At 66.4% G+C, this 26,092-nt stretch carries 28 protein-coding genes and 1 tRNA gene; 16 read left to right on the top strand and 13 right to left on the bottom strand.

What is annotated here, in order from left to right; genetic code table 11:
• Window positions 1-10: 10 nt before the first annotated feature.
• The gene (locus Q7W51_01235) at window positions 11-367 is read right to left on the bottom strand and encodes a hypothetical protein (GenBank protein ID MDO8846999.1); all 357 of its coding nucleotides are present in this window, start codon (window positions 365-367) and stop codon (window positions 11-13) included.
• Between the two features lie 292 nt (window positions 368-659).
• Between Q7W51_01235 and Q7W51_01230 the strand changes: the two genes are divergently transcribed.
• Window positions 660-1,520 (top strand): universal stress protein, encoded by an 861-nt coding sequence (locus Q7W51_01230; GenBank protein ID MDO8846998.1) that lies wholly within the window; start codon window positions 660-662, stop codon window positions 1,518-1,520.
• Here Q7W51_01230 and Q7W51_01225 read toward each other — a convergent pair.
• Together Q7W51_01225 and Q7W51_01220 are read right to left on the bottom strand one after the other, a co-directional pair.
• Complete coding sequence (locus Q7W51_01225; GenBank protein MDO8846997.1) at window positions 1,499-2,164, bottom strand: hemolysin III family protein; 666 nt, start codon at window positions 2,162-2,164, stop codon at window positions 1,499-1,501. The two genes, Q7W51_01230 and Q7W51_01225, sit on opposite strands and share 22 nt — an antisense overlap.
• Before the next feature lie 2 nt (window positions 2,165-2,166).
• On the bottom strand, window positions 2,167-2,394 hold the full coding sequence (locus Q7W51_01220; protein ID MDO8846996.1) for a hypothetical protein: 228 nt from the start codon (window positions 2,392-2,394) through the stop codon (window positions 2,167-2,169).
• A 247-nt stretch (window positions 2,395-2,641) separates the two neighbouring features.
• Between Q7W51_01220 and Q7W51_01215 the strand changes: the two genes are divergently transcribed.
• Genes Q7W51_01215 through Q7W51_01160 form a run of 12 tightly spaced genes read left to right on the top strand, consistent with a single transcriptional unit; the run spans window position 2,642 to window position 13,933 of the window.
• Window positions 2,642-3,520, top strand: a complete 879-nt coding sequence (locus Q7W51_01215) for a diguanylate cyclase (protein ID MDO8846995.1) — start codon at window positions 2,642-2,644, stop codon at window positions 3,518-3,520.
• Window positions 3,517-3,990, top strand: a complete 474-nt coding sequence (locus Q7W51_01210; protein MDO8846994.1) for a Na+/H+ antiporter subunit E — start codon at window positions 3,517-3,519, stop codon at window positions 3,988-3,990. The genes Q7W51_01215 and Q7W51_01210 overlap by 4 nt, the downstream gene beginning before the upstream one ends.
• An 8-nt stretch (window positions 3,991-3,998) precedes the next feature.
• Complete coding sequence (locus Q7W51_01205) at window positions 3,999-4,271, top strand: monovalent cation/H+ antiporter complex subunit F (GenBank protein ID MDO8846993.1); 273 nt, start codon at window positions 3,999-4,001, stop codon at window positions 4,269-4,271.
• The gene (gene mnhG / locus Q7W51_01200; GenBank protein ID MDO8846992.1) at window positions 4,271-4,597 is read left to right on the top strand and encodes a monovalent cation/H(+) antiporter subunit G; all 327 of its coding nucleotides are present in this window, start codon (window positions 4,271-4,273) and stop codon (window positions 4,595-4,597) included. Before Q7W51_01205 ends, mnhG begins: the two co-directional genes overlap by 1 nt.
• Entirely contained in the window at window positions 4,594-4,836 is a 243-nt protein-coding gene (locus Q7W51_01195) for a DUF4040 domain-containing protein (protein ID MDO8846991.1), read from the top strand. The genes mnhG and Q7W51_01195 overlap by 4 nt, the downstream gene beginning before the upstream one ends.
• Window positions 4,833-5,549 (top strand): MnhB domain-containing protein, encoded by a 717-nt coding sequence (locus Q7W51_01190; GenBank protein ID MDO8846990.1) that lies wholly within the window; start codon window positions 4,833-4,835, stop codon window positions 5,547-5,549. The genes Q7W51_01195 and Q7W51_01190 overlap by 4 nt, the downstream gene beginning before the upstream one ends.
• On the top strand, window positions 5,546-5,902 hold the full coding sequence (locus tag Q7W51_01185) for a cation:proton antiporter subunit C (GenBank protein MDO8846989.1): 357 nt from the start codon (window positions 5,546-5,548) through the stop codon (window positions 5,900-5,902). Before Q7W51_01190 ends, Q7W51_01185 begins: the two co-directional genes overlap by 4 nt.
• Window positions 5,902-7,392 carry a monovalent cation/H+ antiporter subunit D family protein gene (locus Q7W51_01180; GenBank protein ID MDO8846988.1) on the top strand — a complete coding sequence of 497 codons (1,491 nt, stop codon included), beginning with the start codon at window positions 5,902-5,904 and terminating at the stop codon, window positions 7,390-7,392. The genes Q7W51_01185 and Q7W51_01180 overlap by 1 nt, the downstream gene beginning before the upstream one ends.
• Window positions 7,393-8,868, top strand: a complete 1,476-nt coding sequence (locus tag Q7W51_01175) for a monovalent cation/H+ antiporter subunit D family protein (GenBank protein ID MDO8846987.1) — start codon at window positions 7,393-7,395, stop codon at window positions 8,866-8,868. It abuts the gene before it with no gap.
• 11 nt (window positions 8,869-8,879) lie between these two features.
• Window positions 8,880-10,379, top strand: coding sequence for a proton-conducting transporter membrane subunit (locus tag Q7W51_01170; protein ID MDO8846986.1), 1,500 nt, complete (start codon window positions 8,880-8,882; stop codon window positions 10,377-10,379).
• 9 nt (window positions 10,380-10,388) lie between these two features.
• A complete protein-coding gene (locus Q7W51_01165; GenBank protein ID MDO8846985.1) occupies window positions 10,389-13,055 on the top strand; it encodes a complex I subunit 5 family protein in 2,667 nt (888 codons plus the stop codon).
• A 44-nt stretch (window positions 13,056-13,099) separates the two neighbouring features.
• Window positions 13,100-13,933 (top strand): 4Fe-4S dicluster domain-containing protein, encoded by an 834-nt coding sequence (locus tag Q7W51_01160; GenBank protein ID MDO8846984.1) that lies wholly within the window; start codon window positions 13,100-13,102, stop codon window positions 13,931-13,933.
• Here Q7W51_01160 and Q7W51_01155 read toward each other — a convergent pair whose 3' ends face one another.
• From Q7W51_01155 to Q7W51_01125, 7 genes are all read right to left on the bottom strand, one after another.
• Window positions 13,934-14,764 (bottom strand): nitroreductase family protein, encoded by an 831-nt coding sequence (locus tag Q7W51_01155; GenBank protein MDO8846983.1) that lies wholly within the window; start codon window positions 14,762-14,764, stop codon window positions 13,934-13,936. It abuts the gene before it with no gap.
• The gene (locus Q7W51_01150) at window positions 14,754-15,302 is read right to left on the bottom strand and encodes a hypothetical protein (GenBank protein MDO8846982.1); all 549 of its coding nucleotides are present in this window, start codon (window positions 15,300-15,302) and stop codon (window positions 14,754-14,756) included. The genes Q7W51_01155 and Q7W51_01150 overlap by 11 nt, the downstream gene beginning before the upstream one ends.
• A 7-nt stretch (window positions 15,303-15,309) precedes the next feature.
• Window positions 15,310-17,334 (bottom strand): PAS domain-containing sensor histidine kinase, encoded by a 2,025-nt coding sequence (locus Q7W51_01145; protein MDO8846981.1) that lies wholly within the window; start codon window positions 17,332-17,334, stop codon window positions 15,310-15,312.
• A gap of 74 nt (window positions 17,335-17,408) precedes the next feature.
• Window positions 17,409-18,293 carry a DMT family transporter gene (locus Q7W51_01140; GenBank protein MDO8846980.1) on the bottom strand — a complete coding sequence of 295 codons (885 nt, stop codon included), beginning with the start codon at window positions 18,291-18,293 and terminating at the stop codon, window positions 17,409-17,411.
• Window positions 18,290-19,471 carry an ABC transporter permease gene (locus tag Q7W51_01135; GenBank protein ID MDO8846979.1) on the bottom strand — a complete coding sequence of 394 codons (1,182 nt, stop codon included), beginning with the start codon at window positions 19,469-19,471 and terminating at the stop codon, window positions 18,290-18,292. The genes Q7W51_01140 and Q7W51_01135 overlap by 4 nt, the downstream gene beginning before the upstream one ends.
• The gene (locus tag Q7W51_01130; GenBank protein MDO8846978.1) at window positions 19,468-20,682 is read right to left on the bottom strand and encodes an ABC transporter permease; all 1,215 of its coding nucleotides are present in this window, start codon (window positions 20,680-20,682) and stop codon (window positions 19,468-19,470) included. Before Q7W51_01130 ends, Q7W51_01135 begins: the two co-directional genes overlap by 4 nt.
• Window positions 20,683-20,684: 2 nt before the next feature.
• The gene (locus Q7W51_01125; GenBank protein MDO8846977.1) at window positions 20,685-21,623 is read right to left on the bottom strand and encodes an ABC transporter ATP-binding protein; all 939 of its coding nucleotides are present in this window, start codon (window positions 21,621-21,623) and stop codon (window positions 20,685-20,687) included.
• A 157-nt stretch (window positions 21,624-21,780) separates the two neighbouring features.
• On the opposite strand from Q7W51_01125, the gene Q7W51_01120 reads away from it, so the two are divergent.
• Window positions 21,781-22,605 (top strand): hypothetical protein, encoded by an 825-nt coding sequence (locus tag Q7W51_01120; GenBank protein ID MDO8846976.1) that lies wholly within the window; start codon window positions 21,781-21,783, stop codon window positions 22,603-22,605.
• A gap of 64 nt (window positions 22,606-22,669) precedes the next feature.
• On the opposite strand, the gene Q7W51_01115 is transcribed toward Q7W51_01120, so the two are convergent.
• Window positions 22,670-22,744, bottom strand: a tRNA-Ala gene (locus tag Q7W51_01115).
• 204 nt (window positions 22,745-22,948) lie between these two features.
• Between Q7W51_01115 and Q7W51_01110 the strand changes: the two genes are divergently transcribed.
• Window positions 22,949-24,571, top strand: coding sequence for an ammonium transporter (locus tag Q7W51_01110; GenBank protein MDO8846975.1), 1,623 nt, complete (start codon window positions 22,949-22,951; stop codon window positions 24,569-24,571).
• Window positions 24,571-24,909 (top strand): P-II family nitrogen regulator, encoded by a 339-nt coding sequence (locus Q7W51_01105; protein ID MDO8846974.1) that lies wholly within the window; start codon window positions 24,571-24,573, stop codon window positions 24,907-24,909. Before Q7W51_01110 ends, Q7W51_01105 begins: the two co-directional genes overlap by 1 nt.
• A gap of 458 nt (window positions 24,910-25,367) precedes the next feature.
• Here the strand turns inward: Q7W51_01105 and Q7W51_01100 are convergent, their stop codons facing one another.
• Together Q7W51_01100 and Q7W51_01095 are read right to left on the bottom strand one after the other, a co-directional pair.
• Window positions 25,368-25,592: a thioredoxin family protein gene (locus Q7W51_01100; protein MDO8846973.1), complete on the bottom strand. Its 225-nt coding sequence runs from the start codon at window positions 25,590-25,592 to the stop codon at window positions 25,368-25,370.
• A 15-nt stretch (window positions 25,593-25,607) separates the two neighbouring features.
• Window positions 25,608-26,066 carry a rhodanese-like domain-containing protein gene (locus Q7W51_01095; protein MDO8846972.1) on the bottom strand — a complete coding sequence of 153 codons (459 nt, stop codon included), beginning with the start codon at window positions 26,064-26,066 and terminating at the stop codon, window positions 25,608-25,610.
• Between the last annotated feature and the right edge of the window lie 26 nt (window positions 26,067-26,092).

Below are 26,092 nucleotides of genomic sequence, written 5' to 3'. Positions count from 1 at the left end.
GATGCGCCGGCTAGCTGCTGATTCCGGGGTTGATCTTGTGCAAGACGAGCGCGATGAGCGCAAGGCGCCTGCCGCGGTCCTGGCAGCTTTCCACAAAGCGGGCGACCGTGTCGCGCATCTCGGCGCTCGGCTTGTAGCGGATGAGCCCACCTGCGCGGGAGAGGATGTGGCCGTCGCAGAGCGACTCGATCTCGGGCTGAAGCTCCTCGCTACGCCTGCCGAGGCGCGATGCCAGGCCATCGATGTCCAACACCGCGTCCGGATTGCGGTGATAGAACACGAGAATGTCCCAGGTCAGGAGAGAGCGGACGTGCTGATCCACGAACTCCATGACCGTCGGACCCAGCACACCTTCCAGATCGTACAAGGCCAACCTTCCCAGTGCCACTCTCAGTGCCAGTCCGCGACTGAGTCGCGGGCGACGCCGCCCCCGCAGCTCATCTGCATCATAGAACATCGGCTCGTTGGTCGGACAGCCTTGTGTGCGTAATCACCATAACAGCTGAAACCGACGAACGGCACGCCCAACCGCCCGACGGCGGCCAGGGGCCGACGGTCGGCGGTGCTGGAGGATCTCGCGCGGGCTCCCGACCAACCGTTGCGGGTACAAATCCAGCAGAGAACCGCCACATGACCGGTGTCTGCAGAGGGGAGGCCGCATGTTCTCGAACGCCATAGTCGCCACGGACCTGGGCCCGGCGTCCGAGGGCATCGTCGCCTGCGCCGGCGCGCTCAAGGCGCTCGGCGTCCGGGAGGCGATCCTGGTATACGCGATCGACCTGGAGACCGAACCTTCGGCGGACCAGGACGTGGCGTTCCAGCAGCAACTCGACTCGCTCGAGGCCGTCGGTGTGCGGGTCCACGTGGAGACTCCCCTCGGCTATGCACCGCATGCGATCACGCAACTGGCACTCGAACACAACGCCGGCATCATCGTCATGGGCACGCGCGGACAGGGCTTGTTCCACACGGGGTTCTCCGGCAGCGTCAGCTCGGACGTGGTGCGCCTCAGCACGGTCCCGGTCCTGCTTGTGCCGGCTGCGACGGGCGCCAGCGCGGAGTCGGGCGGGGCCGTGTGCGCTCGACTGCTTTCCTCGATTCTCGTCCCCGTGGACCTCGCCTCGGGCGCCGAGCGCGTGTGTGAGCTCGCGTGCGGGCTCGTGCGCACCGGTGCACCCCGAGTCGAGATCCTGCACGCGATCGAGATGTCCTTTGAGGCGGTTCGTGATAATCGTGAGGCCCGGGCGCGCGCGATGCTCGACGACTTTGCGGCCACCGCACGTGCGTCGGGTGCTGCCGAGGTGATCACGACCATCGTTCGGGGAAGACCCGACGAGGAGGTCGCACGGCTTGCGGCGACCGGCCGTTACAGCCTGGTCGTCCTCGCGCCCGGATGCCACGACACCATCGATCAGGCCTTCGGCTCGGTCACGAGCTCGGTCATCCGCGGGTCGTTGACACCGGTGTTGCTCGCCCCTCCCACCTGCGACACGACCTTCTACGCACGCGGGAAGACGTAGAACATCACAGCAACAAAGTGGAGTGCGCTGCCGGCGAGCACCCATAGGTGCCAGACCGCGTGCATGAACCTCACGCGCTTGAGCACGTAGAAGATCGTTCCGAGCGTGTAGGCCAGCCCGCCGCCGAACAGAAGCCACACGCCTGCCGGCTCCAGGTTGGCGGCGATCGGCCTGATGGCGAAGATCGCGAGCCAGCCCATCCCCAGGTAGACGAGGGCCGAGAGCCACTTCGGCCGGTCCACCCAGAAGGCCTCAAGCGCTATGCCTACGGCGGCCAGCGTCCACACCACGGCGAACAGCAACCAGCCCCCGTCGTCACGGATCGTCACGAGAGTGAAGGGCGTGTAGGTGCCAGCGATCAGGAGGTAGATGCCCGCGTGGTCGATCACTTTGAACACCCGGCGCGCCTTCGGATAGGTGATCGCGTGGTAGAGGGTCGAGGCGATGTAGAGCAGGAACATGGTCACGCCGTAGACGATCGCACTCGCCAGATGCCATCCGTTTCCCCAGAGAGCCGCCGTGAACACGAGCGCGACCAGCGCCGCGACGCTCAGGGCGGCGCCAACGCCGTGCGTGACCGCGTTGGCGATCTCCTCGCCCAACGAGTAGGGATGTCCGTGGTTGGACTGATCCTCGCCCGTCACGACTACTCCGTTCCCGCGCTGCCGGTCACAAGGTGGCAGGCGATGCACGCCGACTGCGGATGCCCGGGCGGTGGCTCCTCATCGGATCCGATCGCGGGGGCGAAGATGTGCATGAACACAACGAGCACAACCACCACGAGGAGAGCCGCACCGAGCCACGCCGTGACGCGGGAGCCGGACACGCGCTCGGTGGTCTCCTGATCGCCGGGCTGTGGCACCGTTTCTGACATGCGGCCTCCTCGCAATCTCCAGCACGCCCACTATAACGTCAGCCGCGATGCCGCGCCTGCGCGGATCACGAAAACAGGTTCGATAATTATTAACAACCCCCAGTGTAACTGTGTGCGCGAAGTGGCATGATATCGGTGGCGCCAGGTTCTTCCTGCAAATGCGGTCGTTCGTCAGGCGTCGCGCGCGACGATCGCGGGGGCGTATCGCGCGCGTAGATCTTTGAGGCTACAGCGAGGGGTGTCACTGATGTATGAAGTGACCGCTGGCGCCGAGGAGGAACGCGTCCCGCAAAGCAGGTTCGCCCTATCGAGCATCCTGCTCGTCGCCGCAGCATTGGCGTTCGTCACAGCACTCATCGTGCTGTCGGGCGAACCATCACCTGCGTGGTTCCTGTACCTGCTGCCGATCATCATCGGTGCGCTGGCGTACGACATCGCAGGCGGCATCCTCGTGACAGCACTCAGCGCAGGTGCCCTGATCCTCGCCGCACCACCAACGACGCTCACCGGTCGAGGCCTCGAGCTCGTCGCAGGCTTTGGGGTCTTTGCTGTGTGCGGGATCGTGGTCGGCCTCCAGGCGCGCCGGCAGCGAGTGCAGCGCGTGGCACTTGAGCGCGCATCGCTCTTCGATTCGCTGACGGGAGTGCTCAAGGCGGAGCACTTCGTCTCCGAACTCGGCGACGAAGTCCGGCGTGGCGATCGCTATGCACATAACGTGGGGCTCGTGCTTGTCCACGTGGAAGGCTTCGACGAGTTCTCCCGCGTATTCGGACACTACAAGACCGAGTCGATGCTGCAGCATCTCTGCGACGTCATCCGCCTGACGGTGCGCGCCACCGACACCGTCGGCAGGCTCGATCCCACGACCTTCGCAGTCGCTCTGCCGCACGCCGACGCAGCACGTGCAACAGCGGTCGCCGAACGGCTCACCTCGACGACCCGTGCCGCTGAGTTCGAGGGAGACGCGCTCGAGCCGGTGACGGCCTGCGTCACGACCGCCGCGTCGGCAAGCTACCCGGCCGAGGCCGTCGACCAGATCGAACTGCTGCAGCAGGCGAAGTCCCGTCTTGGACAACGACGGGCAGCCGAGCGTGACGCAGGCGAGAAGAACGCAGCGGTGCTATGAGACGCCTCGTCTCTTCCGCGGTCCTGTTCGTCTTCTGGCTCGTGATCACCGGGTCGGTCAAGCCGCTCGATCTGGGCATCGGCCTGGTCCTGAGCGTGGCGATCGGCTACTGGGCGGAGCACGTCCTGTGGCGCGGCGAGCGCGAACCGCTCACCGCGCACGCCTGGCTCCGGGTGCCCGCGTACCTACTCTGGCTCGTCAAGGAGATCGTGGTGGCGGCCCTTTACGTTGCCGAGCGGGTGCTCGACCCCAAGCTCGGCATCGCACCGGTCATCCACGCCCATCGTGTCCACTTCAAGAGCGATACCGCACGGGTGGCCTTCGCGAACTCGATCACCCTCACTCCCGGCACGATCACCGTCGACGTATCCGAGGACACCTTCGTCATCCATTGTCTGAACGCATCGTTCTCGGACGGGGTCTCGAGCGGCGACTTCGAGCGCCGCGTCGCCCGGACCTTCGACGGCTAGGAGACGACGTGACGACGTTCCTCTGGGCCATAGCGATCGTGCTGCTTGTGAACGCGTTCCTCTGCCTCCTGCGCGGCTATCTCGGCCCGACGGTCGCCGACCGCATCCTTGCGATCAACGTGGTGGGCACCAAGACCATGGTCGTTCTGTGTCTCCTCGCGTTCGTGTTCGAGCGGAGCCTGTTCGTCGACGTGGCGATCGTCTACGGGCTGCTCAACTTCGTCGTCACCATCGCGGCGGGCCGATTCCTGGAGACCGGACACCTCAAGGGTGACTGGTGATGGGGTGGCTCACTTCAGCACGTGACGCGCTCGCCATCGTGCTGTGCTGCTTCGGCGCCTTCTTCTTCATCGTCGGCACGCTCGGCATGCTCCGCTTCCCGGACTTCTATGCACGCACCCACGCCGCCACAAAGTGCGACACCGTCGGCGCGGGCTCGATTCTGTTGGCGCTCGCCCTTCTCCGCGGCTTCGAGCCGGACATGCCGAAGCTGGTGCTGCTCGCCGGGCTCGTCATGCTCTCGAGTCCCACCGCCGCGCATGCGTTGGCGCGCGCGGCTTACCGCACCGGACTCCAGCCCTGGCTGAAGCCTGGTGATGATTCGTGAGCACCATCTTCGACATCACGCTGATCCTGCTGCTGATCGCCTGCTCGGTCGCGGTGGTGCGGCTCAAGGACCTGCTCGCGGCCACCGTGGTCTTCTCCACATACAGCCTGACCATGTGCCTGTTGTGGCTGCACCGGGGTGCTCCCGACGTGGCGATGACCGAGGCTGCTGTGGGGGCGGGCATCACCACGGTGCTCTTCCTGATCGCGATCAGTCGGACCACGGGGCGCGAGCGATGATACGTCGAGCCCTCGTCGTCGCACTCCTCATCGCGGTGGCCGTGCCGCTGCTGCTCGCCATGTCCCAGCTGCCGCCACACGGCTCGCCTGACACACCGCCGAATACGCACGTCTCGCCCTACTACCTGGAGCACGGAGCCGAGGAGGGCGGCGCCGAGAACATCGTGACCGCCGTCATCCTCAACTACCGCGGCTTCGACACCGAGGGCGAGGTCACGGTCATCTTCACGTCCATGGCGGCTGTGCTCGCCGTGCTGATGCTCGCCAAGCCGGATCGCGCGCCCAGGGTGGCGCCGACACCAGAGCTCCCGGTGAGCGTGGTCGTGCGATTCATCGTCCGGGTGCTGGCGCCCTTCATCGCGATGTTCGCCATCTACGTCATCCTCAACGGTCACGTCACGCCCGGCGGTGGCTTCCAGGGCGGCACCATCCTCGGTGCGCTCGTCATCGCGCTCTCGCTGGTCTTGAGCCGGGAGGATGCGGACGCACTCTTGCCGCGCAAGCCGGAGCATCTGTTGCAGGCGGCGGCCCCCATCGCCTTCTTCCTCGTGGGGATGGCCGGGCTGCTGTACTGGGGCGAGTATCTCTACTTCCCCCGGGACGAAGCGCAGCGATGGATCGGCGTGCTCATGCTCACGATCATCGAGATCGGTATCGGCGTTGGCGGTGCGTGCGTGCTCATCCGCATCTTCCGAGCGATGAGGACCGAATGATGCTTCAGGGACTGTGGCAGAACCTCGACTACGTGGCCTCTGTGGTGCTCTTCTGCATCGGCTTGTACACGGTCATCACCAAGAGCAACCTCATCAAGAAGTTCATGGGCCTCAACATCATGGAGACCTCCGTCTTCGCCTTCATCGTCGCGCTTGGCGTGGTGGACGGCGGGGATGCGCCGATCATGGGCGCCGGTGCCGAGCCGCCGTTCATCAATCCCCTCCCGCAGGCGCTGATCCTGACCGGCATCGTCGTTGCGGTGAGCACGACCGCGCTGGCACTGAGCCTCATCATTCGGATCTGGAAGCAGACCGGGACGATCGAAGCCGATGAACTCAGGGAGATCGAGTGATGATCACCTGGCCACCACTCCTGGCACTGCTCATCGCGATTCCGATGACCTCGGCCGTGCTCACGCCTGCGGTCGCACGAGGAAACGGCAACCGCGCCTTCTGGTGGGCGCTTGGCGTGATGTCGGTCGCAAGCGTGATCGCAACGATGCTCATCGCCCGCGTGTCGCAAGAGGGACCCTTCTCCTATGTCGTCGGGGGATGGGTTGCGCCGTACGGGATCGAGCTCCACTTCGATGAGTTCAGCGCTGCGATCGCCATCATCTGTCTGCTCGGCCTTCTGGCAATCGTCTACTCGAAGGACTACGTGGCCCACGCCATCGCGGAGCCGAGGATCCCCTACTACTACACGCTTCTGTTGCTCAACCTCGTCGCGATGATGGGCTTCACGGTCACGGGGGATCTGTTCAACCTCTTCGTGTTCATGGAGATTCTGTCCCTCTCCGGCTACGCACTGGTTGCGGTGAGCGGCGAGCGCATCGCGGAGATGGCTGCGTTCAAGTACCTCGTGATGGGCGCGGTCTCCTCGCTCATGGTGCTCTTCGGAATCGGCCTGCTGTACGCGCTCACCGGCAGCCTCAACATGGCGGACATCGCCACGCGCCTCGAAGGCGCCCCGTCGGCACCGCTCGCGGTCGCGTTCGCGGTGCTCACGCTCGGCTTCATGGTCAAGGCGGCGCTCTTCCCGCTGCACATCTGGCTGCCGGATGCCCACGCTATCGCTCCGAGCCCCATCTCCGCGGTTCTCTCGGGCCTCGTGGTGAAGGTCGGCATCATCGGCATGCTGCGCGTCTATCAGATCGCCTATGGCTCCGGAGCGATCGACATGAGCGGCCTCAACCTCGTGCTCATGTGGCTCGGCGCGATCTCTATCGTGATGGGCGCATTCTTCGCGGTGTTCCAGGACGACATCAAGATGATGCTCGCGTACTCCACTATCTCGAACATCGGCTACATCGTGATGGGGCTCGGCTTGGCCTCGACCTACGGTCTGATCGGCGCGAGCGTGCACGTCTTCAACCATGCGCTCATCAAAGCCACGCTCTTCTTCGGCGCGGGCGCGCTCATCTACCGGACCGGGAAGCGCACGCTGACCGATCTCGCCGGGGTCGGCCGTTCGATGCCCTTCACCGTGGCCGCCATCTCCATCGGGGCAATCTCGATCGTCGGCATGCCTCCCACGGCAGGCTTCCTCTGCAAGTGGTATATCGCCCTTGGCGCCATGCAGGCAGGGCATCCGTTCTTCGCGTTCGCGCTCGTCTTCGGGGCGCTGTTCATCTTCATCTACTACATCCGAATGGTGAACGCGTTCTACTTCCAACAGCCGAAGGATCCCGCGATCCTCGAAGTCAAAGAGGCGCCGGCGACCATGCTTGTGCCGACGCTCATCCTCGCGACGCTCTGCCTGGTCATGGGCGTGCTCGGGCGCGTGCCGCTGAGCTTCATCGAGCCCGCGGTCAACCGCCTCCTCGCGACGGTTGGGGGTGGCTAGGTGGAAGTCGTTGATGCACGGGCCGCACTCGCGCCAGCAGTGTCGCTCATCTGCGCCGCACTCGTCTTCGCCTCCGCAGATCACACGTTCTGGCGCCGGTTCTTCAGCCTTTCGGCGGCAGTCCTCAAACTCGGCATCGTCATGTCGATGCTGCCCGGTGCCCTGAAGGGCGTCGTCTACACGTTCGATCTCGTCCAGTTCACGCCGGGTGTGGGACTCGCCTTCCGCGCCGACGCGCTCGGCATGTTCTTCTCGGTCGTGTCCTCCACGCTGTGGCTGTTCACGACCATCTATGCCATCGGGTACATGGAACGCGAGCCGAACCGACGACGGTTCTTCGGCTTCTTCGCACTGTGCGTGTCCACCACGGTGGGCGTCGCGTTCGCCGAGAACCTGCTCACCATGTTCCTGTTCTACGAGAGTCTGACCATCTGCACGTACCCGCTGGTCATCCACGAGGAGACGCCGGAGGCGATGCGCGCGGGGCGCAAGTACCTCGCCTACACCCTCACCGGTGGCGCATTCGTGCTGCTCGGCTCGATCTGGACCTACCAGCTTGCCGGCACGATGACGCTGTCACAGCCCGGCATCCTGTCGATCGAAGCCGGGCGCACCACTCTTACCGCGCTCTTCGTGTGCCTTATCGCGGGCTTCGGGGTGAAGGCCGCGATCATGCCGCTTCACGGCTGGCTGCCGAGCGCGATGGTTGCGCCAACGCCCGTGAGCGCGCTGCTGCACGCAGTCGCCGTCGTGAAGGTCGGTGCGTTCGGCGTTCTGCGCGTCATCTACAACGTGTTCGGGGTGGCGCTGCTCAGAGAGCTCGGCGTGTGCAACTGGCTCGCCGCGCTGGCGGCCTTCACGATCCTCGCCGCCTCGGTGATCGCGATCTTCCAGGACAATCTCAAGCGGCGGCTCGCGTTCTCGACGGTGAGCCAGCTCTCGTACATCGTGCTGGGCGCAGCGCTGCTCACGCCCCTGGCCGCCACGGCGGCGATCGTCCACATCGCGAACCAGGCGTTCTCCAAGATCACGATGTTCTTCGTGGCAGGCGCCATCCAACGAACAACGGGCAAGACCACCGTCCACGAGCTTGCCGGCATCGGCTATCGGATGCCGTACACGATGGGCGCCTTTACGGTCGCCGCCCTCAGCTTCATCGGCGTGCCGCTGTTCGCGGGGTTCGTCACCAAGTGGTACCTATCGCTCGGCGCGCTCGAGGCAGACGCGTGGTGGTACGTCATCGTGATGCTGAGCAGCTCGCTTCTCAATGCGGCGTACTGGCTGCCGGTCGTTTACACCGCGTTCTTCAAGGCACCGGCGGGGGGCCAGGTCGAGACTCGCGAGGCGCACTGGACGCTGCTGCTTCCAACGCTCGCATGCGCCGCATACGTGATCCTCCTCGGCAGCACAGCATCGGTTCCCGGTATGCCGCTGTCGCTCGCGCAGGCCGCCGTCAAGTTCGTCTTCGGAATGTAGGGGTGGTTAATGTGGAAGCCGAGGCGACTCGCTCGTTGGTCCCGCCGCTGCTGTTCTTGCTCCCGATCCTGGGCGCGATTCTCACCGTCCCGTTGCAGCGGATCTCCACCCGCGCCAGGGACATCGGGCTCGCTGTCATCTGCGCCGCCGTAGCCGCGCTCGCACTGGTGCTCGCTGCCGGAACGGCGCACGGCGCCACGTACGAGACCTGGCTGCTGCAGCTGACACCGGACATCTGGATGTACTTCCACGTGGGCACGATGGGAGCGCTGTTCGGCGCCACGGTGGCCGTACTGTGGCTCCTCGCCCTCATCTACTCCTGGGGATACATGGCCGACGGACATCGTCCCGCACGCTACTACGCCTTCTTCATGCTGTGCCTCGGATGGACGATGGGCGTGGCCTACGCCGGCAACCTGCTCACCTTCCTCATCTTCTACGAGCTGTTCAGCATCCTGACCTACCCCCTCGTCGTGCACGAGGAGACCCCCGAGGCGATGGCCGCGGGCACGAAGTACATCATCTACATCCTCATCGGCGGAACGCTCGTGCTGCTGGCCATCGTGCTCACCTTCTTCGCCGCAGGTGACCAGACGCTCACTACCGGCGGCATCCTGACCGCGGACATGGGAACGACCCGACTGCTCGCCATCTTCTGGTGCTTCATGGTGGGCTTCGGGGTCAAGGCGGCGCTCGTGCCGCTGCACGGGTGGGTGCCCGATGCACATCCGGCCGCACCTGCTCCTTTCTCGGCGGTGCTCTCCGGCGTCATGGTCGCGGCCGGCAGCTTCGGCATGATGCGTGTTGTGTTCCAGGTCTTCGGCGTCGAGTTGATGCGCGAACTCGACGTGATGCACTACCTCACCTGGATCGCCGGCTTCACCGTGATCTTCGCGGCGATGCTCGCCGTGAACCAGGACGACCTCAAGCGCCGACTCGCCTACTCCACGATCAGCCAGATGGCGTACGTGGTGCTCGGCCTATCGCTGCTCGAACCCGAGTCCACCATCGGCGCACTGGTACACATCACCAATCACGCGTTCATGAAGGGGGCGCTCTTCCTGTGCGCGGGTCTGTTCATCAAGCGGCTCGGCGTCCGGCGCGTGAGCCAGCTCAACGGCGCCGCGAAGCGGATGCCCGTCACCGCCGCCGCCTTCACGCTCGCCACGCTCGCCATGATCGGCACGCCGCCGCTCTCCGGTTTCGTGAGCAAGTGGTACCTCGGCCTCGGCATGCTCGAGTCGGAGAAGCCGCTGCTGCTCATCGTGCTCCTCGGCGGCGCCCTCATGGCCGCTATCTACCTGCTGCCGATCGTCTACCGGATGTACTTCCGTGAAGCGGTGCTCACCGCCGAAGACAAGATCGCCACCGAGGGCCGGGAGGCGCCCGCTTCGATGCTCGTGCCGCTCGTGATCACCTCCCTGCTCACCGTGGCCCTGGGACTCGGGGCCGCGCTGCCCTGGATGCCCGCGGCCTTGGCGCGCATGGCCGCCGAAGCGTTCTTCCATTAGGAGCGCATGATGGATGCCGGACACGCAGCTGAAGTCGCCACCGAGGTTGCGCACATCGTCTCGAGCCCACTGCCTGCGGCGCTCGTGTTCGGCCCGCTCCTGGCCGCCGCGCTCGTCTATCCGATCGGCAAGCGGTGGCCCGGGGTGCGCAACGTCTACATGGTGGTCGTCACCGCGCTCACACTTCTGGGCGCCGCCGGGCTGATCCCGCTCATCGCCGAGCACCACCGCATCCAGAGCGTGGTGCCCGCGCTCCTCGGCGAGCTCACCTTCACAGTCGACGCGTTCTCGATGCTGTTCGCGCTGTTCACGTCGTTCGTGTGGTTCGCTGCCACGTTCCACTCGCTCGACTATCTCAAGCATGAGAAGAAGCACGACCGGTATCACACCACGGTGCTCGTGGTGCTCGCGGCGAACCTCGGCGTGGTGCTGGCGGGAGACCTCGTCACGCTCTATCTGTTCTTCGAAGCACTCGGGCTCGTGGCGTTCCTGCTCGTGATCCACACCGAAACGGATGAGGCGAAAGCCGCAGCCGGCAAGTACTTCTGGATGACGGTGATCGGCGGGTTCGCGCTCATCGGCGGGATCTTCCTCACCTTCGCGCTCGGCGGCAGCGGCGCGCTCGAGCCACTGCCCGAGGGTGGGAGCGAGGTTCTGCGGTGGGCGGCGGCCGTGCTGCTGATCCTCGGATTCGGAGTGAAGGCGGGCATGGTGCCCGTGCACGTGTGGCTCCCCGACGCGCACCCGGTGGCGCCCGCACCCGCCAGCGCGCTGCTCTCCGGCGTGATGATCAAGGCCGGCGCGTACGGCATCTTCCGGATAGTCACCGCGCTCTTCCGACCCGAACTCGGCGCCGAAGTGGAGTCGGTGGCGTGGGAGTTCTCCGAACAGCTCGGGCTGGTGGTGCTGTGGATCGGCATCGCCACGATGGCCATCGGCGTGCTGCTGGCGCTCGGCCAGTCCAACGCCAAGCGCATGCTCGCGTATCACTCGGTAAGCCAGATGGGCTTCATCCTCGCGGGCATCGGCGCGGCGGGCTATCTCGGCGCGCACGGCGCGATGGGTGTGGCGGGCGGCCTCTATCACGTGGTCAACCACGCGCTGTTCAAGGCATGCCTGTTCCTCGGCGTGGGTGCGGTCTACTTCCGCACGCACTCGCTCGACATGTACCACTTAGGCGGACTGTGGAAGAAGATGCCGCTCACGTTCGTGTTCATGTGCATCGCGGCAGCAGGCATCACCGGCGTGCCGCTCTTCAACGGGTTCGTGAGTAAGTGCCTCATCCACCACGCGATCGTCGAGGCATGGGAGTATCACGAGCTCGCCTCCCTCGGCATCGCCGAGAAAATCTACGTCGTGACGTGCGGTGGCACGGCGTGTTCTTTCATCAAGCTGATCGGGCTGGTCTTCTTGGGGAAGCCGAAAGTGGAGTACGGCCCCGAGGTGAAGGACGCGCCATGGAGGATGCTCACCGGTATGGGCATCCTCGCCACCGCGATCATCGCGCTCGGCTGGTTCCCGCAGCTGCTCATCAAAGGCGTGTTCCAGCCCGGGCTGCACACCTGGGCCCTGCACTCTGACATCCTCGACGAGTTCCTGAACGAGATGTTCCTCTCGCCTTCGGACCTCATGAGCGTCGTGATCGCCTTCGCACTCGGCTTCACGTTCTTCTTCGTCGGGATGAAGTTCGGCCTGTTCCATCTCCACGCGCCCAAGTGGTTCGGCGTGGACTACTGGTACCGTCAGGCGGCGCGGGGCCTCGTGGCGCTCTGCGGTGTTGTCGACCGGGGCTACGAGGCGCTGCGGCATGGCACCTCAGCGGTTCTCCGACGCAGTCGGTTCGAGTACGCGGAGGCCGTGACGCGGCTCGGGCGCCGACGCAGGCTGATCATCTCCACGATGCTCACGGGCGCACCCGGGGCACGCGACCAGCACTTCATCGGCCATGCGTACGTGGTGCTCGAGCGCGAGCGGCAGGACAGCGTGCGGCTCGCGGTCCTTGCGGCGCTCGAGCAGTCCCGGAGCGCTGGCGATGCTGTCGCACCCACGGACGTGGCGCTCATCGATTCCGTCCGCGACATCGCCGGCTACATCGCGCAACGCCTCATGAACGAGCGCATGGGTGTGCTGTCCGACCTCGCGCGCGCGGGCCGGCTCCAGTCGGCGCAAGCGGCGTTCGACGAGGCGGTCAGACTGCTCGCGGCGACTCGCGAGCCGATCACGAAGACCGCGCTTGCTCTCGCTCCGCGTCGGATGCGCGGTGAGAACGTCTCGCGCGATATCGCCGCCGAGGTGAACTCGCTCCTGTCGGCCGAACGTTTCGATCACATGCTCGCCCCGCGTCCATCGCTGAGCGCGGCAGCGCTCGGTCATACCGCCGAAGCGACCTCGGCCCTACGCGGAGCGCTCCCCACCGCTGCGGCACTGCGGGCAGCAAGCACGAGCGGTCTCACGCGCATGGAGCGGGCGGCCGCCTGGCTCCTGGAGATGACCCGTCTCACCGTGGACGCGCTCACGCGAGAGCGGGCGGACCGATCCGGCCAGAGCCGGTTCGCCAACGAGGCCGCGGTCGTGACGATGCGTTTTCGTATCCAGCGCTACGCACGCGACATCGGGCTGAACGTCGCGGTGCTTGCAGCCATCATGCTGCTCTTCGTGCTCGCGTTGACGCAGTAGCATTCGCAGCATGGTACCCTCGTGCCACCTGAGCAGGAGGGTCCATGTGCGAGTTCTGTGCCCAGCACGGTGACGGCAAGAAGTGGTACCTCCAGGCCGAGAACTACGCCGTCGACCTGTCACACGATCTCGAGCGCCGCGAGTACGTCATCGACTTCGTGAGCGGCTTCAGCCGCAGGATGCGCCGCGACGTGCCGCTGCTCAAGGCGTTCAAGGCCTCGCCCGCGCCGATCCAAAGCGCGTTCCGCGCGTACTCGCAGCCCCGCCAGATGCGCGATCACTTCGGCCAGCCCGTGCCGATAGAAGAGTGCGAGCACATCTTCGACATCGCCACCTCGATCGTGCAGCTCCCGTGCGTGTGTCGTCACTTCGCAGGCACGCCGGAGCGCGGCTACTGCATCGGCGTGACCGTGACGCCGCAAGACGACCTGTTCGCCGAAGCGTTCCGCGACTTCGGCGCAGGTCCCGACACCGCCGCGTTCCAGCGCCTCACGCGCGATGAGGCGGTCGGCGTTCTGCACCGCGCCGAGACCGAGGGCATGATGCACTCGGTGTGGACCTTCAAGTCGCCGTTCATCGCGGGTATCTGCAACTGCAACCTCGCGAGCGGCTGCATGGCCATGCGTACGACGCTCGAGTTCGGCTACAAGTCGATGTGGAAGGGCGAGTACGTCGCCCGGGTGGACGATACCGGGTGTATCGGATGCGGCGCGTGCGAGGAGCGCTGCCCGTTCGGAGCGATGTCGCTCGACGAGCGCCGGGTGGTCGTGGTCGATACGGATGCGTGCTACGGATGCGGCATCTGCCGCTCGGCATGCGGCACCGATGCGATCTCGCTTGAGGAACGGACCGCCGCCAGCGGCGCCGTCACCTGGTAGCTACCGACCCTGCTCGGGACGGAACACCGCCACCTCCGGCCGGTCACGCAACTCCCACGTTCCCGCGACACCCTGACCAAGCGCGCCGAGTTCGGCGTGCAGCATCGCGATCCCGCAGTCGAGCCGCTTGGACGTGCGCGGCGTGTCGGCGCCGGCGAAGCGCAGCGTGAGCGCACTGTCTGCAAGTGAGAATCGCCATGGCTGCCGGTTCATCGCCGAGGGAGCGACGCGCGTCGCCTCGGCGGCTGCGCGGGCCCATGCCGGCCACCGCTCGTGCCCCGGGGCGATCTCGTCGAGCGAGCGGCGGTGCTTGGGCCGACCCGCACCGAACAGCAGTCGCTCCTTCACCGTCGCGGTCCCCCGGGCGTGACCGAGCGCCGCGACCGCATGCACCCGCTCGCCGGGCGCAAGACCCGCAAGCCCCGCCGTCACATGCGCGCTGAACAGCCCGGCCACCCAGCAGCTGTCCAGTCCACGTGCGGTGGCCTCCAGCACGAGACCCTCGCCCGTGTAGCCCACCGCCTCCCCGCGCGTCCCGTCCCCACCCACGAAGGCGAGTGCCGAAGGAGCGTGCGAGATCCCGCCGTACGCGCCGACGATGCCGACGAAGAGCGCCGCCGGCGCCTCGCGTATCACCACGACGCGTGCGCCGGGCCACGGACGCCACGAAGCGGCGCGGTCCTCGAGCGCGTCGAGCTCGGCGGAGGCTACGGGTTCTCCCGTGTAGCTGCGGCGCGCGTGACGCACCGGGACGACTTCGAGCCAGCGAGAGGCCTCCCCGGGCGGTATGCCGTAGATGGGGCGCCGGGTGCCCGCGCCCTCACCGTCCACGCACGAGTCCACGGGCGACCATCACCAGCCCGAGCGTGATCACGAGAGCAGGGAACACGAGCCCGAAGCCCCAGCCGAGACCGGGACCGCCCACCTCGGCGATGCGGACGAAGAACCACTCGGCAAAGACGAAGAGCGCCGCGCCGGCGGCGAGCAGGATCCCACCGGCTGTGCGCGCCCAACGCGAACGTTCTCGAAGCCCCGCGAGCAGCAGCCCCAGCCCGACTGAGCCGGGTGCAACGAGCGCCCATGCGTACGACCAGCTCTGCCAGTCGCCGGTCACGGCCTGCACCTCGAGAATCAGGCCGGTGACCAGCACGATCATGCCAGGGACGGCCATGTACCCCAGCCCCCGTCCCGGCGGCGACGCGAACGCGGCGGCAGCGATGACGAACCCCGGCACGATGACGAATAGCGGCCAGCCGAGCTCTATGATGCGAAGTCCGAGCAGTTGCGTGAGCGTCAGCAAGATGCCCACGATGCCGAGCGTCGTGCCAAGCAGGACGGCGAAGTGGTCTGCAGTGGTGCGATCGCTCATCGCGTGGCTACTCCTCCGGCTCGTGTACGAACTCAAGGCAGCTCACCGGGACCCGCAGCGTGAAGATGGACCCCCTGCCGGGAGCGCTTACCACTTCGATCGTCCCGCCGAGCATGGCCGCGACACGACGGCTCGTCGGCAGACCGATACCTGCCACCGAGTCATGAACTTCCGGTCCGTCGAAGATCGTCGCAAGCTGCTCGGGGAGCAGCCCGGGGCCGGTGTCCTCCACGGCCACCGATACCATGTCTTCGCCGGCACGCGCGACCTTCACCGTCGCCCCACCGTGTGCCGTGTAGCGAACGGCATTGGAAAGCAGGTTCAGAAGGACCTGCTGCAGCTTGTAACGGTCTGTCGTCACCACGATGGGACGTTCATCGGCGACGAGGGTGAGTGAGAGGCCCTTGTCCTCGGCGAAAGCGGTCAGACCAAACAGCACCGACTCGACCAGCGAGACCAGATCGAACTCCTCGGCTTCGCAATTGAGACCCGCTCGCGTGATGCGTCGCGACTCCATGAGGGTGGTCGCGAAGGTGGCCAGGCGCTTGCCGGCCTGCTGGATCATCTGGACCTGTCTGCGCTGCTCGTCGCTGAGTGTCCCCGCCATACCGCTGGCCAGTAGGTCCGAGAAGCCGGTGATCGTCTGAAGCGAGGTCCGAAGCTCCTGCGCGAGGCTCGCGAACACCATGTCGCGAGCGGTCGAGGCCTGCTGAAGCTCCGCATTCGCGCGCAGCAGGTCCTCGGTCCGCTGTCCGACGATGATCTCGAGATTCCGCCGGCTCCGCTCCAGCTCGGCCTCCATGCGCTTGCGCTCGGTGATGTCGTTCACCATAAGGTACAGCAGCTGACGACCGCCTACCGTGATGGGGCCGATGCTCACTTCGACGTCCCGGACGTGGCCGTTCGAGAGCATGTGCCGGGCGTTGAAGCTGCTTCTGCTGCCCTCGAGCGCACGCTGGAGCTCGGCCTGCACGCTCTCCGCGGCAAGCGCGTCGATCTGCAGGATGCTCATCGTGACGAACTCCTCGTGCGGATACCCGTACATTCCGCACGCTGCGGGATTCGCGTCCACGACCTGGGTCGTGTGCGGCTCTACCAGCAAGATCGGCACCGCGCTACCCTCGAAGACCGAGCCGTACCGCTGCTCGCTCTCACGGAGCTCGCGGCGCGAGACCATGTCGATGAGCGCCCGCGCCGCCTGCCTCGCAACGATGAGGAAGAGGGCTGTCGTCCCGGGGATATCGATGAGCGGTTCGCGCCACAGGCCCACGAGCAGACCCACCTGCCGCCCCGACTGGTTCGCGAGAGCAACGCCCACGAACGCCTCGTATTCCGCGCCACCGACCAAGGGGTCGTCCGGGTACGCCACCGACAGACCCGACGGCACGCAGACCAACCGCTTCCCCCCGAATGTGTCGAGCAGCGTTCCGCGCAGCGGGACGGTCGGCTGATCGTACGTGGAGCCGTCCACCGCCCACATGGCGAGCACGCCGACGTCGGTCGGGAAGTCCGGATCAGCCTCAAAGACCGCCACCCGCGCCGCGCCGGCCAACTCGCCGAGGAGTCCTGCGGTGAGGTTGAAGTCGTATGACGGGCCCGGCACCGTTCCCGCGATCACCTCGCGCAGGCGCTGGCTCGGCATGCTCAGAACGATCACCAGCGCTCCGGCAAGGCTGCCTTCGGCTCCGCGCAGGGCCGAGACGGAGATGGTCGTCTCCGGTGCCTGGCCGTCGGCCAGGCGGATGCGCAGCCGCAGATCGAGGATCGGGTTCGCCTCCTCGCTCCGGGCGGCGATGATCGTCCACAGGTCGGTCCCGTCGTGCGCGAGCACACGCTGCGTTCCGTCCGAGGCCGTCGTCATGAGCATCGAGGCCATCGCGTTGTGGAGGAGCCCGGCTCCCGCGGATCCGTAGTACATCATCGGGAGCGGCTGTGCCTCTATGAGCGCCGCAAGATACGGGCGGTAGAGTTGGCCGCGCGCACCGGATTCCTGCGCAGCGGTCAACGCGCCTGACTGGTCTTCGGCCGACACCGCTCCTCCTCCGCAGTCGCGCGAGCCGTCACTCGTGACGATAGCACGCGTCGGAGACGTTCGGGCACCCGCGCTTATGCCTCGGCAGGCGCGCGTCCGCGTGCATTCACAAGCGCCACGCCCGCGATGGCGATGGCGCCTCCCACGAGAGAGAGCGTCTCGGGCACCTCACCGATCCATACGAAGGCGATGAGAATCGCCGAGACGGGCGACAGATAGAGAAACGCCGAGAGCACCGAGGCGGGCATGCGAGCGAGCGCATACGACCACGCGAGATACGCCAGCGCCGCGGGGAAGACGCCCAGGTACACCACCGCGAGCGTTGCCGCTGCAGGCGCGACCGGCAGCTCGGCGGCAAGACCCGGCGCCCACAGGAGCATCGGGACCGTGCCGCACCAGATGACGTAGGTGGTGAACTCGAGCGGCCGATACCTGGCAAGCAGCGGTTTGGAGACCACGAAGTACGCGGCGGTCGAGACCGCAGACAGGCCGATCAGCGCCGCAGCCGGCTCGAACCGAACGCCGCCGCCCTCGCCGAGCGTGATCAGCGCCACACCCGCGAAGGAGATGCCGATACCCGTCCAACCGAGCCCCGTCAGCCGCTCGCCGAGCACGAGTGCGGCCATGATGGCTGTGAACACCGGACCAGACGCGATGATCAGGCTCGCTGCGCCCGCACTCACGCTCTGCTCGCCGAAGTTGAGCGCCACGTGGTAGATGGTGATGCCGAGCGCTCCCGCAAGCGCGATGCGCGGTACGTCACGCCACGCCGGCAGGCGCATGCGCGTCACCAGCGCGTACGCGCCGAGCACGAGCGATGCGGTCCCGAATCGCAGCAGCGCGAGCTCGCCCGGACCGTAGCCTGTGAGCCCCACCTTGATGCCCGCGAACGCGGACGACCACAGCAGCAGAGTGAGCGCGATCGCAACGGCGGTCTTCGGCTCGAGCGCGCGTCTCACTCGAACTTCAGCATCTTTGCGCCCACGCCGAGGGTCACCGCAGCGAAGCCGAGGAGCACGAGCGTGGGAACCAAGGCGGCCTCGACCCCTTGATTGCGCGCGACCACGTCGGTGAGCCCCATCACGGCCCAGCCTGTCGGCGTGAGCTTGGCGATGAACTGCATCGCCGGCGCCACCACCTCGAGCGGCCACAGACAGCCACCGAGCATCGCGAGCCCGGTGGAGACGAGGGGCGACAGACCACCCATCTGGTCGCGCGTCCGCACGAGTGCAGAGATCATCACCGCGAGTCCGGTCCCGGCGAGTATGTACGAGCCGAGCACGAGCCCCACGCCGAGCGGGTCACGACCCCACGGCACGCCGAAGGCGAGGGCGCCGACGAGCACGAGCACGAGCGCCTGCACGGTCGCCGCGAGCACCGTGCCGAGAACCTTCCCGGAGAGGATGGTGCCCCGGCCCACCGGCGCAACCAGCAGGCGACGGAGCGTGCCTTGCTCGCGTTCCTCGAGGATGCCACCGGCGCTGCCGAACGTCATGAACAGGATGAACCACACGGTGAAGCCGATCGAGCTCTGGGTGGCGCCGTCGGCGATCACGCTGTCGCCGCGCACCTCCGAGGCCACGACCGTCTGCCCCTCGGTGTAGATGGGCGGTGTGGGCTCCCACCTGTCATCGGTCCGCTCGTACCAGTCGCCGAAGGTGCCGCCGCCAGGCAGGTTCATGTCGGTCACGATCTGCGCGGCTTCCGCATTGCCCGACATCCGCATCGCGATGCCCTGAACGACCGAGAACACAGCGAACGCACTTTGCGAGGTCGGGTTGCGCATGATCTCGATGGTCGCGCCGGCCCCGGCCAGGTCATCGCCGAAGCCCTCGGGGACGAGCACGGCCACGGCTGCATCCCCCTCGGCGATCTTCGTCTCGGCCTCGGAGCGAGACAGGGTCTCCGTCTTGAGCGACTCCTCGGCATCGATGAGCTCGCCCACCTGCCCGGAGTACTGGCTCGCGTCCTCGTCCACGAAAAGCACGCTGAGCTCGGTGGCCTGCGCTCCGGCGAACGCGGAGCCGAACAGCATCGTGAGCGCGAGTGGCAACACCACAACGCCGACCACCTCGGCAGGGTTGCGGAGCAGTTGGATCGCGTTCAGCCACGCGAGGGCGAGTATCTTGCGCATCATTCGTACCTCAGCCGCCAGACGCCGAACGTGAAGAGCACGAGCCCGATTGCGAGCACCGCGCCGACGTTCGGCAGGACATCGGTGAGTGTCGCTCCCCGCATAAGATCGAGGAAGGAGTTGACCGTCCAGTACACAGGAGAGAGCACCTGCGCGGGAAGCAGCCACGACGGCAGCTGTTCGGCGGGAATCATCGAGCCGCCGAGCGCGGCGAACAGCATGATGAACGCGGGCGCGATGCCGCCGATCGCCCTCTCGGAACGCCCCAGCGCCGCAAGCGTCATCGCCAGGCCCGCGGCTGCGATCGCTTCGGCGAAACCGACGATCACGGTGCCGAGGATGTTCGTCCCCCAGTCCACCCGGAAGAGCAGCATCGTCCCTCCGAGCAGCACGACGAACTGCAGCGCTGCGATGAGCAAGACGCCGAGCGCCTTGCCTCCGACGATAGTCACCTTGCTCGCAGGCGTGGCCATCATGCGTGCGAGCGTCTGCTCACGACGCTCACGAACGAACGAGAACGCGCCGAACATCCCGCCGAAGAGCAGGAACATGCCGGACATCCCGGCGGCGTAGTAGGAGATCATCGAGATCTGCTTTTCGATCTCGACGTCGACCTCGCGCACGGTCACCGCATCGAACGACAGCTCGGGCATCTGCTGTGCCGATGCCGGGGCGTCCGAACCTGCCGGCGGAGTCGCCGGGGCACCGGAAGGCGCGGCTCCCGCGAACGCGTCCTGCAGCGTCTGCATCGCGATGATCTGCGCCGAGGCGTTGGCCACACCCGCGCGCACGACGCCCGCCCAGATACCCGCACTCATCTGCGAGCCGGGATCCTGCAGTACCTCGAGCGCGACCGGCTCACCGCTCACGACCTTCTCGCTCAGGTCCTCGGGGATGATGAGCGCAGCCGTAAGATCGCCCTGCTCGACTTCAGTGCGGACCGCCTCGGCATCATCGCGCACGCTGATGTTGAACACCGCATCGATCTCCTCCGCGGAGGTGAGACCCTCGACGAACCGCTCGCCGGTGTCGCCCGCGTCTTTGTTGACGATGGCCACCGGGGCGTCGAGCGAGTCACCCTCGCCGATGCTGCCAAGCGCCGAGCCGAGGATGAAGATCAGCCCGAGCGGCATGGCGAGCATCACCAGCAGCGCGGCGCGGTCGCGCACCATGATCTTGATGTCCTTCGCGGCTATATCAAGCAGTCGGCTCATCGTCAGTCCCGCAGGCTCTTGCCCGTAAGGTGCAGGAAGACGCTTTCGAGGTTCGGCTCGGTCACCGAGACCGACGCCACGTGCGCACCCTCGCTCTCGAGTGTGGTAACGAGCTTGCCGAGGATCGAGCCGCTGCTCGGCGTGAGCACCTGCAACGCGCTGTCGGTGCGATCGGCTTGCTTCACACCGGTGATGGCGCGAACCCCCTCGAGCACGCCGTCGCTCACATCGGTCACCTTCACGTCTACGACGTCCATGCCGCCCACGACATCACGCAGTTCGTTCAGCGTGCCCGACGCGATGATCTTGCCGTGATCCATGATGGCGATGCGGTCGCAGAGGTACTCGACCTCTTCCATGTAGTGGCTCGTATAGAGCACCGTCATCCCTGAGGCGTTGAGGTTCTTCACGGTTTCGAGGATGTGGTTGCGGCTCTGCGGGTCGATGCCGACGGTGGGCTCGTCCATGAGCAGCACCCTCGGCTTGTGGAGGATGCCGGCTGCGATGTTGACCCGCCGTTTCATGCCTCCCGAGTACTTCTCGATGCGCTCCTTCGCGCGGTCCGCGAGACCCGCGAGCTCGAGCGCGTCGGCGACGGCTTGCTTGAGCTCGCCTCCCGAGAGGCCATACATCTGGCCCCAGAACGACAGGTTCTCTGCGGCGGTGAGCGTTGGATAGAGCGCGATCTCCTGGGGCACGACACCCAGCGCCGACTTCACCGCGCCAGGCGCGGAGGCGACGCTGCTGCCCGCCACGGTTATCGTCCCAGCCGTAGGCTCCAGGAGGCACGAGATCATCGAGATCGTGGTGGTCTTGCCCGCGCCGTTCGGACCGAGCAGGCCGAAGATCTCGCCCTCCTCGATGGCGAACGAAACGTCATCGACCGCTGCGAGGTCACCGAAACGTTTGACCAGGTCGCTGACTTCTACGATCGTGCCCATGACACCCCCTGAGTCGCTGACGCCCCACCGCTCGTCGTCCGATAGCGACCGCACACGAACGTCGACAGTGCACTATGATACCCCTCGCATATCAGATTGCACCGGCACCTCGCCCGGACAGCTTCCGGGAGTCCAAGCACTCCGAAAGGATGGGTCCGTGCAGCAGCCCGAAGAGACCCGACAGCCTCGCAGGACGGTCATCATCGTGGCCATCGTCCTCGGCGTGCTCGCGTGCATCGTGATCTCAACCGTCGTGGCAGGCATGGCCTTGTTCTGGCCCGTGCGCTCCGAGATCACGACGGTCGAACCCGCGTCCGATCCGGTCGCGACATCCCAGCCGGCCGAGGACACGCCCTCGGGGATCGACTGGGAGAGCGACATGGTGGCCGAGGCCATCCGGAACGCCAGCGCGGATTGGGCCGCACACGTGACGAGCGTAGAGAGGCTCACCGTGCTCCGTCGGCCGGTCATCCTCGTGTCCACCGACATCGGACCAGAACAGGCGGACCTCTCCGACCAGATGTCTTCGGGGCTCGCCACCTTCGCTGCCGGGCTCTCCACGCCAGACGGCGACCCCTATACCTTCTCGATACAGGTGCTCTCTTCCGAGGGCGACATGATCGGCCAGGTCGCTGTGACCGACGAACGCTGGAAGCTCGAGGCCGCGGCAACGCCCACTGACGCCGCATCGCTCAAGTCCTGGATCGACGAGACGTACGGCTCCGGTTCACCGTCCGCAGAGGCGTGGACCACCCGCATCACCGGCATCGAGAGTGATGCGGGTGATGCGGACGGCTACGTTGTGATCAGTACCGACCTCGACCCGACGGCTCTGGGCGACCTGCGGGCCGCGCAGACGATCATCGACGCGGTGAACTCCTCGGGCGCCGACTTCGCCTTCGGCGTGCGGGTCATCTTCGGCGACCGCACGTACGAGTGGAGCAGCCTCGTAGACGGTACCGACCCGTACTACAACCAGTAGCCCGCACGCGTCCGAAGCCAAGAAACGGCCGGTCCCCCATCGGGTGACCGGCCGCATGCATGTCTGGTGGACGAGATCGGATTCGAACCGACAACCCCCTGCGTGCAAGGCAGGTGCGCTCCCGTTGCGCCACTCGCCCGTGGCTCCGCTACCGCGGCAGGACGGCAGTATAGCACCCCTGAGGACCTGCGGGGCACCGACACGGACCCGCAACATCCGTGCCTTCTTCATTTATCTGACGCGCCCCGGAAGGGAAACACCCGCGAAACGCCCGGCTCCTAGCGTGGTGGGCGGGAGGCGGTGCGCCTCCGTTCGGACTTCTGGAACGAGGGAGGCGGTACACATGGAGGCACTACGCTCCGCCCTACCAAGGGGGCGGAAGGCGTGGCGGACGTTCGTGGCGAAAGCGGCCATTCGGACGCTGCTGCTGACGTTTGCGGCACTCATGCTCATGGTCGGGGTGGCCTGGGCGGCCGGGGATCCTACCGGCGCCGAGACCGGCACGATCGAAAGCGTTGCGGCCGCAACGCCCGGCGAACCGACGCTCGAGGAGGTGGGCGCAGCCGTCGGACACCTCTCGGTCGCGACGAACATCTTCTTCGTCACCGTCGGCATGGCGCTCATCTTCTTCATGCAGGCGGGCTTCATGCTCGTTGAGACCGGCTTCTGCCGTGGCAAGAACGCCGCGCACGTGGCGATGACGAACTTCGTCATCTTCGCAATCGGAGCGCTGGCCTACTGGGCGATCGGGTTCGGATTGCAGTTCGGCTCGTTCGGACCCATCGGCCTTCTCGGCGGGGCGCAGGGCGTGCTCGACGGTGACGCCTTTGCCCTGTTCGGTGCTGCGTTCGCCGGCACAAAGGGCTTCTTCCTGGGCTCGCTCGGCGACGGAACGCTCGATGTGGGCGCCTTCGCGTTCTTCCTGTTCCAGATGGTGTTCATGGACACCGCCGCCACGATCGTCACCGGCGGCATGGCCGAGCGCTGGAAGTTCTCCTCGTTCATCCCGTTCGGCGTCTATATGGCGGTCTTCACCTACCCCCTCTTCGGCATGTGGATGTGGGGCGGCGGCTGGCTGGCTCAGATGGGCGTGAACTTCGGTCTCGGCAACGGCGCCGTGGACTTCGCGGGATCGAGCGTGGTGCACGCTGTGGGCGGCTTCTCGGCGCTCGCCGGTGCGCTTGTCCTCGGGCCCAGGCTCGGCAAGTTCAAGGCCGACGGGACGCCGGTCGCAATCCCCGGCCACCACATCCCGATGGCGATCCTCGGGACGATCATCCTGGTCTTCGGCTGGATGGGCTTCAACGGGATGAGCACGCTTTCCGTGGGCGATCTGCGGTTCCCGATCATCATCGGCAACACGATGCTGGCGGGTGCGGCGGGGTGTCTCGCAGCGATGTTCCTCGTGTGGAAGCTCTGGGGTCACCCGGATCCCTCGATGACCGCCAACGGCATGCTTGCCGGACTCGTGGCGATCACCGCCCCGTGCGCGTTCGTCACTCCGTGGGCGTCGATCATCATCGGCGTGGTCGCGGGCCTGCTCGTGGTCGGTTCGGTCATCTTCTGGGAGCGTGTGGTGAAGGTGGACGACCCGGTCGGTGCGGTCTCGGTCCACGGCGTGAACGGACTGTGGGGCATGCTCGCCCTGGGCCTCTTCGCCGACGGGACGTACGGCGCCGGCTGGAACGGCGTCGAGAGCGCGGTCACCGGCCTGTTCTACGGCAACGGTGGCCAGTTCGTGGCGCAGCTCATCGCGAGCGTGGTCGTGGCAGCGTGGGCGTTCGGCACGATGTACGTGTTCTTCAAGATCCAGTCCAAGACCACGGGCCTCCGTTCGGCCGAGGCCGACGAGCTCGCCGGCCTGGACGTGACCGAGATGGGCGTGCTGGCCTACCCCGACTTTGCCGGCAGCGGTCCGATGGGCGGCGGCATCCTGACCGAGGTTCCCGTGGGGAGTGATGCGTGATGAAGAAGATCGAGGCGGTCATCCGGCCTGAGCAGCTGGAGGACGTGAAGCATGCGCTGTCGCTCACGGGTCATGCCGGTCTCACGGTGATCGAGGTCAAGGGGCACGGCGTGCAGAAGGGCATCACCCAGCAGTGGCGTGGCCAGGAGTACACGATCGACCTGCTGCCGAAGGTGATGGTGTGGCTGGTCGTGCACGAGCACGAGGTCCGCGACGCGGTGGATGTGATCGTGAAGGCCGCGCAGACCGGCCGGATCGGCGACGGCAAGATCTTCGTCTCCCCGGTGGAAGACGTGTACCGCGTGCGCACCGGCGAGCGTGGGGCCGAAGCGATCTGACCTGCGTTTCGGACGCAGAAGCGGCGGGTGCGCACATGCGCGCCCGCCGCTTGTCGAATCTAGACACCGGGGCGGCCTTCGCACCGCCCAAGTCGCCCCTCCAAAGGGCCATCCTGAGGAGCTCTTGGCCCGGCAGACGCATTCCCGCCTCCCGGCCGCACCCCTACGGATTCCAGAGGCTTATGCCCGGTACCCCGCACTCCACGTGGTCTTCCACGAACGTAGTGAACTGTATGAACACGCACTCAATCGAGTTGAAGCGAACGGTACACGAACGAACGCTCTCTTACGCACGTGTCCTGCGGGATCCTTCATCGACCACCCCGGTGGTAAACAACAGACACCGTTGCTGACCGATACGGTCACCTCGCTTCAAAGAACGGAGCAGGACGCCCTGTTGCGTCCTCAAGAAGTTCGTACCCACCTGCACGCGCGGCATACCTGCCCGAACGCTCAGGCTACTTCAGGGCGTCGAGCGTCTCGCGCAGCGCATCTTCGGAGACCTCGCCCACGAGCGTCTCGGTCGTGGTGCCGTCGGCGCCCACGAAGACGAAGGTGGGGACGTACTGCACCCGGAAACTCGAAGCGAGCTGGGCCGCCGCCGCGTCGTTTTCGACATTCAGGGCGCGAATCTCGACGGTGCCTTCGTACTCATCAGTAAGCCTGTCGACCACAGGCGCCATCGCTTGGCAGCTGGGTCACCAGTCTGTGTAGAACTCGTACATCACCGGAAGCCCCGATGTCGAGGGCTCGGCCGCGGCCACGGCCGCCGAGCCGTCCTCGATCTCGCCGCCCCAGACCGCGATACCGCCGCCGAGGTCGTAAACGGCCTCGAAACCGAGCGAACGCAGCGTCGACGCCGCCTCGGCGCTTCGGCTCCCCGTCGCACAGTAGAGGGCAATCGGCTCGCCCGTGTCCCATGATGCCGCCGCTGCCGCGAGCTCGCTCATCGGCACGTTCAGCGCTCCGGGGATGTGCCCCATCTCGAACTCGCCCACCGTGCGTACGTCCACCAACCGAACGCCGTCGCCGATGAGCTCCTGCAGTTCACCGCTGTCGACGAGGCCACCCGACGCGCCACTTGAGCCCAGGGTGAACGCCGCCGCAACCAACACGACGAGCCCCACCGCAAGGGCGATCCACTTCGCGCGACTCATCTCACTCCCTCGTTCGGCGCGGCTCA

Source organism: Coriobacteriia bacterium, assembly GCA_030652115.1.
Classification (GTDB): domain Bacteria; phylum Actinomycetota; class Coriobacteriia; order Anaerosomatales; family Anaerosomataceae; genus UBA6100.
The sequence above is the reverse complement of the archived record's forward strand: the minus strand, read 5'-3'. Positions and strand labels throughout refer to the sequence as shown.